Raw genomic sequence first — 11079 nt, forward strand, 5'->3', positions numbered from 1 at the left:
TCACGGCTCCTGAGGGTCTGTCGCGGGTCAGCGCGGGCCGAACTCGTTGTCGATCAGCGCGAGGAGGTCGTCCGGGGACGCGGCTTCGAGGTCGGCGGTGGCGTGCGCGGGCTTCTTCGCCGCCCAGACCGACACCAGCCGCTTCAGCCGTCCGTCGATCTCCGCGTCGCCGGGGTCGGCGCCGTCGAGCAGGGCTTCGAGCCGGGTGATCTGTTCGGTCACCGCGGCACCGGCGCCGGTCTCGGGGGCGAGTTCGGTCTGGAGGTACTTGGCCAGCGCGTCCGGCGCCGGGTAGTCGAAGACGACCGTCGTGGGCAGGGTGAGCCCGGTCGCGGCGGCCAGCGCGGTCCGGAACTCGACCGCGGTGAGCGAGTCGAAACCGAGGTCGAGGAAACCGCGCCCGGGGGCGATCGCGGCCGCCCCGGCGTGCCCGAGCACGGCCGCGGCCTGCCCGCGCACCAGGTCGAGCAACGCGCGCTCCTGCTCCGCTTCGGCCAGCCCGGCGAGCTTGGAACGCAGTTCGCCGGCGTCGGCCGCCGCGGCCCGGCGCCGCACCGCGGGGACCAGATCGCGCAGCACCGGCGGGAGCTGCCCGGCCGCGGCGAGCCCGGCTCGATCGAGCTTCACCGGGACCGACGCCGCCAGGTCCGTGGCCAGTGCCGCGTCGAACAGCGCCAGGCCTTCGTCGGTGCTCAGCGCGGGGAAACCGTTGCGGCTCAGCCGTTGCCCGGCTTGCTCGCCGAGCGCGCCGCCCATGCCGTCGGCCCAGCGGCCCCAAGCCAGCGAGCGGGCGGGCAGGCCGAGAGCCCGGCGGTGCACGGCGAGACCGTCGAGGAACGCGTTGGCGGCGGCGTAGTTGCCCTGCCCGGCGTTGCCGAGCACCCCGGCGGCCGAGGAGAACAGGACGAACGCCGCGAGCTCGTGGCCCTTCGTCAGTTCGTGCAGATGCCAAGCGGCGGCGGCCTTCGGGCCGAACACGGTCGCGAGCCGGTCCGGGGTGAGCGTGTCGACGAGACCGTCGTCGAGGACACCCGCCGCGTGCACGATCCCGGTCAGTCCGGGGATGCCGGCCAGCAGGGTTTCGACGGCGGCGCGGTCCGCTACGTCGCAGGCCTCGATCCGGACGTCGGCGCCGAGTGCCTTCAACTCGTCGGACAACTCGGTCGCGCCCGGGGCGTCCGGCCCGCGACGGCTGGTCAGCACGAGGTCGCGGACCCCGTGCGCCTGAACCAGATGCCGCGCGAGGTGGGCGCCGAGCCCACCGGTGCCGCCGGTGACGAGCACCGCTCCGCCTGCCAGCTCCGGTGTCTCGGCGGCGGAGTCACGCACCTGCGCGAGCCTCGGCGCGTACAGCTTTCCTTCGCGCAGCAGCAGTTGGTCCTCACCGGTGGCCAGGGCCCTGCCGAGAATCGTCGTGTCGCCATCGCCGTCGACGAGGACGAACCGGCCGGGGTTCTCCGACTGCGCGGCACGCACCAGACCCCAGACCGCGGCGGCCGCGGGGTCGGCACCGTCCTCTTCGGACAGTGCGACCGCACCCGCGGTCAGCACGACCAGGCGGGTGTCCGTGTAACTCGGGTCCTGGAGCGCGGCGAGCACGGTCGCGGTCGCCGTCCGGGCCGCGTCGGCGACGTCGCCGTCGGGCTCGGCGAGTTCCAGTACGACGGCGCCGGGCAGGTCCGCGCCGACGTCTTCGTGGCGGGCCCACGACGTTTCGCCGTCGACCGCCGGCACCGGTGTCCAGACGATCCGGTGGAGCGACTCGCTCGGCGACGTCACGGCCGCCGGGCGTTCCCCGAAGGTGACCTCGGCGGACAGCACCGGGGCACCGGCGAGGTCGAAGACCGCCAGCTCCCCCGCCGGGCTCAGGCTCGCCCGGACGGTGGTGGCGCCGGTGGCGTGCAGGGTGACGTTCCGCCAGGCGACCGGCCAGCCGTACTCGGCCAGCAGCGGGTCGATCAGGCCCGGGTGGAGACCGAACAGCTGCGGGATGTCGTCCGGCACGGTCAGTTCGGTCAGGACGTCGGGGGCGGCCGGCGCCGGGGCGGGTGCGGTGACCAGGAATCCGGTGCCGTGGCGCTGCCAGTCCTTTCCGGCGCGGGTGTGGATCGAGACCGGGCGGCGGCCGCCGTCCTCGGGACCGACGGCGACCTGGACCTCGCGGTCCCCGGTCAGCGGTGCCTCGACGGCGAACTCCGCGAGAGTGCCCGCGCCGGCCTCGTCACCGGCGCGGATCGCGAGTTCGACGAGCAGCGTGTCCGAGGGGTCGGCCGGGAGGACCCCGGTGCACAGGACCGAGCCGTCGCCCGCCGAGGTGACCGCGGAGGCCAGGACCGGATGGCGCAGGCCACCGGCGACCCGCGCCACGGCCGGTTCGCGCAGCCAGTACCGCTCGTGCTGGAAGGCGTAGGTCGGCAGGTCGATCACGCGCGGTTTCGCGGGGGCGAAGAACGCGGACCAGTCGACGTCGATCCCGCGGACGTGCAGCCGGGCCAGCGCGGTGACCGCCGCGGTGGGCTCGTCCCGATCGTCGCGCAGGGCGGGGATCGCCTCGCCGGACCCCGCGGCCAGCGCCGAAAGCACCGCCGCCGGGCCGATTTCGAGGAAAGTGGTCACGTTTTCGGCCGAGAGGGCGGTCAGCGCGTCGGCGAACCGGACCGGTTCCCGCACGTGCCGCACCCAGTACGCGGGATCGGTCAGCTCGGTGGCGACGGCGCCGGTGACGGCCGAGACGACCGGGATCTTCGGCTCGGCGTAGGTCAGGCTCCGCGCCACTTCGGCGAAGTCTTCGAGCATCGGGTCCATCAGCGGCGAGTGGAACGCGTGGGAGACGTCGAGGCGCTTCACCTTGCGGCCACGGGCTTCCAGCGCCGACGCGGCGGCCAGCACCGGTTCCTCCGCGCCCGAGAGCACGATGGCGTCGGGCCCGTTGATCGCGGCGACGGCGACCCCGTCGAACTCGGCGGCCTCGGCCTCGGTCGCCTGCACGGCGACCATCGCGCCGCCTTCCGGCAGCGCCTCCATGAGCCTGCCGCGGGCTTCGATCAGTTTCGCCGCATCTTCCAGGGAGAACACGCCTGCGACGTGTGCGGCCGCGATCTCGCCGATCGAGTGCCCGGTGAGGTAGGCGGGACGCACACCCCAGGACTCGAAGAGGCGGTAGAGCGCGACTTCCAGGGCGAAAATGGCGGGCTGGGCGGTCCCGGTCCGGCTGAGATCACCGTCGATCGGGAGAAGCGCGGCGATCTCGTCGTAAGCCTTAGCGAAGGTGGGGAAGGCTTCGTACAGGCCGCGTCCCATCCCGGCGCGCTGCGAACCCTGTCCGGTGAACAGGAACGCGAGCCGGCCGGTCGCGGGTTCGCCGGTGACGACGCCTCCCGCGGATCCACCAGAGGCCAGTGCCCGCAGACCGGCGCCGGGCTCGCCGACGACGACCGCGCGGCACGCGTGGTGAGTCCTGGTGGTCGCCAGCGAGAATCCCGCATCGACCGAAGAATCCACAGTAGACAGACGAGAAGCTTGAGCGGCCAGGGCCTCCGGGGTACGACCGGAGAGAACCAGGGGTACGACAGGCAGCGATCCCGAAGGCTCGGGCTCGGCTTCGGCCGGGGCCTGTTCGAGGACGATGTGGGCGTTCGTGCCGCTGATACCGAAGGACGACACCCCGGCGCGGCGTGGCTGACCGGTCTCCGGCCACGGCTTCTGCTCGGTGAGCAGGGAGATGTCGCCGGTGGTCCAGTCGACGTGCGGGGTCGGCTCGTCCACGTGCAGGCTCGCCGGGACGACACCGTGGTTCATCGCCTCGACCATCTTGATGATCCCGGCGACCCCGGCCGCGGCCTGGGTGTGGCCGATGTTCGATTTCACCGAACCGAGCAGCAACGGCCGCTCGCGGTCACGGCCGTAGGTCGCCAGCAAGGCTTGTGCCTCGATCGGGTCGCCCAGCGGCGTGCCGGTGCCGTGCGCCTCGACGACGTCCACAGTGGACGCCTCCACGCCCGCGTTCGCCAGCGCCGAGCGGATCACCCGCTGCTGCGAGGGACCGTTGGGGGCGGTGAGGCCGTTCGACGCGCCGTCCTGGTTGACCGCCGAGCCCTTGACCACCGCCAGCACCCGGTGTCCGTTACGGCGGGCGTCGGAAAGGCGTTCCAGCACCAGGATTCCGACTCCTTCGGCCCAGTTCGTGCCGTCGGCTGCCCCGGCGAACGGCTTGCAGCGCCCGTCCGGCGCCAGTCCGCGCTGGCGGGAGAACTCGACGAACATGTCGGGCGAGGCCATCACGTTGACGCCGCCCGCCAGTGCCAGCGAGCACTCTCCCGACCGCAACGACTGCGCGGCCAGGTGCACAGCCACCAGGGAAGAAGAGCAAGCGGTGTCGACGGAGACGGCCGGGCCTTCCAGTCCCAGCGCGTAGGCGACCCGGCCGGAGACGACACTGCTGAAGGACGCGGTGCCGAGGAAGCCTTCGACCTGCTCGGGAATCGCGCTCAGCCGCGAGATGTAGTCGTTGGACAGCGCCCCGGCGAACACGCCGGTGCTGGTGCCGCGCAGGGAGCCGGGTTCGATACCCGCGCGCTCCAGCGCCTCCCACGCGGTCTCGAGGACCTGGCGCTGCTGCGGGTCGATCGCCAGCGCCTCACGCGGCGAGATCCCGAAGAACTCGGCGTCGAAGTCGCCCGCGTTGTACAGGAAAGCGCCCTCGGACGCGTAAGTGGTGCCGCGGTGGTCGGGGTCCGGGTGGAACAGCGAGTCCAGGGGCCAGTCGCGGTCGGCCGGGAAGTCTCCGACGCCGTCGCGGCCCTCGGCGACCAGCTGCCAGAGCTCGCCGGGCGAGGTGACCTCACCCGGATAGCGGCAGCCCATGCCGACGATGACGACCGGGTCGTCGTGGATACCGGACCCGGCCGTGGCGGGGGGTACCACGACCGGGGCCGGCGTTTCGTCCCCGACGAGCTCGCCGCGCAGGAAGACCTTCAGCGCGTCCGGTGTCGGGTGGTCGAAGACGAGCGTCGCGGGCAGCCGGAGACCGGTCGCGGCGCCGAGACGGTTGCGCAGCTCGACCGCGGTGAGCGAGTCGAAGCCGATTTCGTTGAACGCGCGGGTCGCGGCGATCCCGGCCGCGTCGGTGTGGCCGAGCACCAGCGCGACCTCGCGGCGCACCAGGTCCAGCAGCAGCTCGTCCCGGTCCGGCGCGGGCAGCCCCGCGAGTTTGCGCCGCAGTTCGCCCGCCTGTTCGGCGCTGGCCGTCTTGGCCTTGGCACGGCCGGAGCCGCCGACGAGCGCGCGGATCAGCGGTGAGATCGGGGCGTCGCTGCCGCGCACGGTCGCGCGGTCGAACTTGAGGCCCAGCAGGACGGCGTGGTCGAGGCCGACCGCGCGGTCGAACATCGCCAGGCCCTCTCCCGCGTCGATCGGCGGGAAACCGCTGCGGCGCATACGTTCTTCGCCCGCGTCGCCGAGTTCGCCCTTCATGCCGCCGGACCAGAGGCCCCAGGCGACCGACTGCGCCGCGAGACCTTCGGCGCGACGGCGGGTGGCGAGGCCGTCGAGGAAGGCGTTGGCGGCGGCGTAGTTGCCCTGACCCGGGTTGCCGAGCACGCCGGCGGCCGAGGAGAACTGGACGAACCAGCGCAGCGGAAGCCCTGCGGTCAGCTCGTGCAGATGCCAGGCCGCGTCCGCCTTGGGAGCCAGGACACGGTCGAGACGTTCGGGGGTGAGCGCGTCGATCGGGGCGTCGTCGAGGACACCGGCCGCGTGGACGACGCCGGTGAGCGGGTGCTCTTCGGGGATCGAGGCCAGCAGCGTGGCGACGGCGTCGCGATCCGCGCTGTCACACGCGGCGACGGTGACGGTCGCGCCCAGGGTTTCGAGTTCGGCGGAAAGCTCGGAAGCGCCGGGCGCGGCCGGACCCCGGCGGCTGGTCAGCAGCAGATGCCGGACGCCGTACTCCGCGATGAGGTGCTTGGCGAGCATCGCGCCGAGACCACCGGTGCCGCCGGTGATCAGGACGGTGCCTCCGGGCTCCGGGCCGCGCGGGATGGTGAGCACGACCTTGCCGATGTGCTTGGCCTGGCTGAGCAACCGGAACGCCTCCGGCGCCCGGCGGACGTCCCAGACGCGGCGCGGCAACGGCTTCAGGACACCGGTGGCGAACAGGTCCAGCACTTCGGCCCACATGCGGGAGAACTGCTCGGGTCCCGCCTCGATCAGGTCGTAGGGCCGGTACTCGACGCCGGGGTGCTGGGTGGCGACTTCTTCGGGATCGCGCAGGCCCGCCTTGCCCATCTCCAGGAACCGGCCGCCGCGCGGCAGGAGCCGCAGGGACGCGTCCACGAAGTCGCCGGTGAGCGCGTCGAGGACGACGTCCACGCCGCGTCCTTCGCTGGTGGCGAGGAAGTGCTGTTCGAAGTCGAGGGTGCGGGAGTTGGCGATGTGGGCGTCGTCGAGCCCGGCCTCGCGCAGCACGTGCTGCTTGGCGGGACTGGCGGTGCTGTAGACCTCGGCGCCGAGATGCCGCGCGATCTGGATGGCGGCCATGCCGACACCACCGGCGCCCGCGTGGATGAGCACGGACTCCCCCGCCTTCAGACCGGTGAGTTCCTTGAGCCCGAAGTAAGCGGTGAGGAACACCAGCGGCACGGACGCGGCTTCTTCGTCCGTCCAGCCGTCGGGGATCCGTGCGCACATCGAGCGCTGTGCGGTGGTGATGGAGCCGATACCGCCGATGGCGACGCCCATGACGCGGTCTCCAGGTTTGAGATCGCCTGTGCCTTCTACGTCGGACCCGGTTTCCAGGACGACACCGGCGATCTCGTTGCCGAGCGGGCCGGGTTCGCCCTCGAACATGCCGAGGACGTTGAGCGCGTCGCGGAAGTTGAGCCCCGCGGCGGCGACGGCGACCCGGATGTGCCCGGGCGCCAACGGTTCCAAGGCCTGGGGACAGGGCTCCAGGCGGAGTTCTTCCAGGGTGCCGCGCGCGGCCATGCCGAGGCGCCACGCGGGTTCGGCGGGCGGGCTCAGTTCGTCGGTTCCCGGGACGGGGCCGAGGCGCAGCACGGCGAAGGCGCCGTCGCGCAGCGTGAGCTGGGGTTCGCCGGTCGCCAGTGCGGCGACGAGTTCGGTGTCGGCGAGGTCGCCGGTCTCGGTGTCGACGAGGACGACGCGGCCCGGCAGTTCGCTTTGCGCGGAGCGGCCGAGGCCCCAGACCGCCGCGGCCGCCGGGTCGACCTTGCCGGGTCCGATCGCGGCGCAGGTGACGATGACGAGTTTCGCGTCGGCGAACCGGTCTTCGGTGGAGAACTGCTGCAGGACGGCGAGGACCTCGCGCGTGGCGATCCGGGCCCCCGCCGGGTCGGTGAAGACCGGGAGCACGACCACCGGTGGCACGGCGCCGCCACCGATCCGCCCGTGGTAGGCCCATTCGGCCGGGGCCGGCTCGGCCGGGGTGGGGATCGGGGTCCAGTCGAGGCGGAACAGCGAGTCGAGACCGGGGGTCGCCGAGGTGACCGGGGCGAGTTCGCGCAGGGTCAGGGAACCGATGGTGACGACGGGCGCGCCGGTCCCGTCGGCGGCGCGCAGGGTCACCGCGCCGGACGCGGCGGGCGTGAGCTTCAGCCGCAGCGCGGACGCGCCGGTGGCGTGCAGGGTGACGTCCTGCCAGAGGAACGGCAGTTTCGCGCCGCCCGGCTCGTCGGCCAGCAGGCCGATCGCGTGCAGACCGGCGTCCAGCAGGGCGGGGTGCAGGCCGAACCGGTCGATGTCGGCCTTCGCGGTGTCTTCGGGCAGCGCCGTCTCGGCGAAGATCTCTTCGCCGAGGCGCCAAGCTGCCTTGAGTCCTCGGAAAACCGGGCCGTACTCGAGACCCGCGGCGGCGAACACCGGGTAGACCTCGGTGACGTCGACCTGCGTCGCGTCCTTCGGTGGCCATTCGGCGAGGTCGAAGCCTGCGGCCGGGGCTTGCGGGGCCAGCGTTCCCGAACCGTGCAACGTCCAGGCGCCTTCACCGGCCCGGGAGTAGACGGCGACGGCGCGGCGGGCGCTCTCGTCCGGGGCCGCCAGCACGACCTGGACGTCCGAGGGACCGGCGAGGACCATCGGCTCGCGCAGGGTGAGTTCTTCCAGATGCGCGCAGCCGGCTTCGTCACCGGCCCTCAGCGCCAGCTCGACCAGGGCGGTGCCGGGGACGATGACGGTGCCCGCGACCGCGTGGTCGGAAAGCCAGGGGTGGGTGGACGGCGAGATCCGGCCGGTGAGGACGATCCCGGCGCCGTCGGCGAGCGGGACGGACGCGCCCAGCAGCGGGTGGGCGGCGTCGGCGAGGCCGAGCCCGCCGGGGTCGCCCGCGCCGAGTCCGCCGCGCAGCCAGTAGTTCTCGCGCTGGAACGGGTACGTGGGCAGATCGATCGTGCGGGCGCCGGTGCCGTCGTGGAACACGGTCCAGTCGACGCGGGCGCCGCGGACGTGCAGTTCGGCGAGCACGGTCATCGCCGTCCGGGCTTCGGGGCGGTCCTTGCGCAGCACCGGGACGGTGAGGATGCCTTCGGGCGGCAGCGTCCGCGCGACCATCCCCGCCAGCACCGAATCCGGGCCGATCTCGACGAACCGGGAAACCCCTTCGCCGCGCAGGAAACCGATCCCGTCGGCGAACCGGACGGGCTGCCGGACGTGCCGCGGCCAGTAGCCGGGCACGGTGACCTCGTCGGGTCCGGCGAGACGGCCGGTCACGTTGGACACCACCGGGATCGACGGTGTCCCGTGCAGGATCTCTTCGGCGATCGCGCCGAATTCCGCGAGCATGCCGTCCATCCGCGCGGAATGCGACGCGTGGGAGATGTTGAGCCGCTTGATCTTCCGGCCGCGCTCGGCGAATTTCGCGGCCAGCGCCTCGGCGGCGGCCTCCTCACCGGAGACGACGACCGAGTCGGGCGCGTTGAGCGCGCCGATGGCGAGGCCGTCGGTCAGTTCGGCCGCGACCTCCTCTTCGGTGGCCTGGATGCCGATCATCGCGCCACCCGGCGGCTGGGCCTCCATCAGGCGGCCGCGCGCGGTGATCATCCGGGCGGCACCGGCGAGGTCCCAGACCCCGGCGACGTGGGCCGCGGCGAGTTCCCCCGCGGAGTGGCCGACGACGTAGTCCGGCCGGGCGCCCCACGACTCCAGCAGGCGGAAGAGCGCGACCTGCAGGGCGAACATCGCGGGCTGCGCGTAGGTCATCCGGTCGAGCAGCTTTTGGTCGTCGCCGAAGACGACCTCGGCGAGCGGGCGGTCGAGGTGGGTGTCGAGGGCGGCGCACGCCTCGTCGAAGGCCGCGCGGTAGGCCGGGAAGGTGTCGTACAGCTCGCGGCCCATGCCGCAGCGCTGGGCACCCATCCCGGAGAACAGGAACGCGGTGCGCCCGAGCAGCGGTTCGCCGGTGACGACGCCGGGGGCGGGATCGCCCGCGGCGAGCGCGGTCAGTCCGGCCTTGAGGTCGTCAGGCGTGCTGCCGACGATCGCGGCACGCGACTCCAGCGCGGTCCGGGTGGTGGCCAGTGACCAGCCGAGGTCGAGCGGGTCGACGTCGTCCGAATTGGACACAGTGGACAGAAGATCGGCCGCGGCGGCCTTGAGCGCGGCGGGCCCGCGAGCCGACAACGGCCAGGTCTGGACGGCGGGCGGGGTCCGCTCCGGCTCGGCGTCCTCGCTCGCGGGGGCCTGCTCCAGGATGACGTGCGCGTTGGTGCCGCTCATGCCGAAGGACGACACCCCGGCCCGCCGGGGCCGGTCGCCGGTGTCCCACGGCTTCGGTTCGGTGAGCAGTTCGACGGCGCCCGCCGTCCAGTCGATGTGCGGGGAGGGCTCGTCCACGTGCAGGGTGCGCGGCAGGACGCCGCGGCGCATGGCCTCGACCATCTTGATGATCCCGGCGGCGCCCGCGGCGGCCTGGGTGTGCCCGATGTTGGACTTGATCGACCCGAGCCACAGCGGGTTTTCCCGTTCGCGGCCGTAGGTCGCCAAAAGCGCCTGCGCCTCGATCGGGTCACCGAGGGTGGTGCCGGTGCCGTGCGCCTCGACGGCGTCGACGTCGGCGGCGGTCAGCTTCGCGTTCTTCAGCGCGGCACGGATGACGCGCTGCTGGGCCGGGCCGTTGGGCGCGGTCAGGCCGTTGGACGCGCCGTCCTGGTTGACCGCGGATCCCTTGAGGACGGCGAGGATCCGGTGCCCGTTGCGGCGGGCGTCGGACAGCCGCTCCAGCAGGAGCATGCCCGCGCCCTCGGACCAGCCGGTGCCGTCGGCCCCGGCGGCGAACGCCTTGCAGCGCCCGTTCGGCGCCATCCCGCGCTGCCGCGAGAACTCGACGAACGTCTCCGGTGTGGCCATCACCGTGACCCCGCCCGCCAGTGCGAGCGAGCACTCCCCCGACCGCAGCGCGTGCGCCGCGAGGTGGACCGCGACCAGCGAAGACGAGCACGCCGTGTCGATCGTGACCGCCGGCCCCTCCAAGCCGAGGGTGTAGGCGAGCCTGCCCGACAGCACGCTGTTGGACGAGCCGGTGCCGAGAAATCCTTCGACCTCTTCGGATCCGCCGTCGAACCCGGAGACGTACTCACTGCGCATCGCACCGGCGAACACTCCGGTGGCGCTGCCCTTCAGCGCGGCGGTGTCCAGCCCCGCCCGTTCGAACGTCTCCCACGTGACCTCCAGCAGCAACCGCTGCTGGGGGTCCATCGCCAGCGCTTCCCGCGGCGAGATGCCGAAGAAGCCCGCGTCGAACTCCCCGGCGTCGTGAAGGAATCCGCCCTGATCGCTGTAGCTGGTGCCCCGGTGTTCCGGGTCCGGGTGGTACAGCCCGTCGGTGTCCCAGCCCCGGTTCGCCGGGAATCCCGTCATCCCGTCCCCGCCGCCGTCGACGAGGTCCCACAGTCCTTCCGGCGAGGTGACCCCGCCCGGGAACCGGCAGGCCATGCCGATCACGGCCAGTGGCTCGGAGCCGCTCTCCTCGGCTTCTCGCAGACGGCGCCGCGTCTCACGCAGTTCGGCGGTCAGTCGCTTGAGGTAGTCGAGCGTCCGCTCGTCGGTGGTCATGACGGTGGTCCTCCT

The 11079-nt window shown here is 72.9% G+C and carries 1 protein-coding gene; it reads right to left on the reverse strand.

Annotated elements, in window-relative coordinates:
• Nucleotides 1-27 precede the first annotated feature (27 nt).
• A complete protein-coding gene (locus tag ACLJPX_RS35170) occupies nt 28-11064 on the reverse strand; it encodes an SDR family NAD(P)-dependent oxidoreductase (RefSeq protein ID WP_410604663.1) in 11037 nt (3678 codons plus the stop codon).
• Nucleotides 11065-11079: the final 15 nt, after the last annotated feature.

Source organism: Amycolatopsis sp. lyj-90 (genome assembly GCF_046549035.1).
Lineage (GTDB): Bacteria > Actinomycetota > Actinomycetes > Mycobacteriales > Pseudonocardiaceae > Amycolatopsis.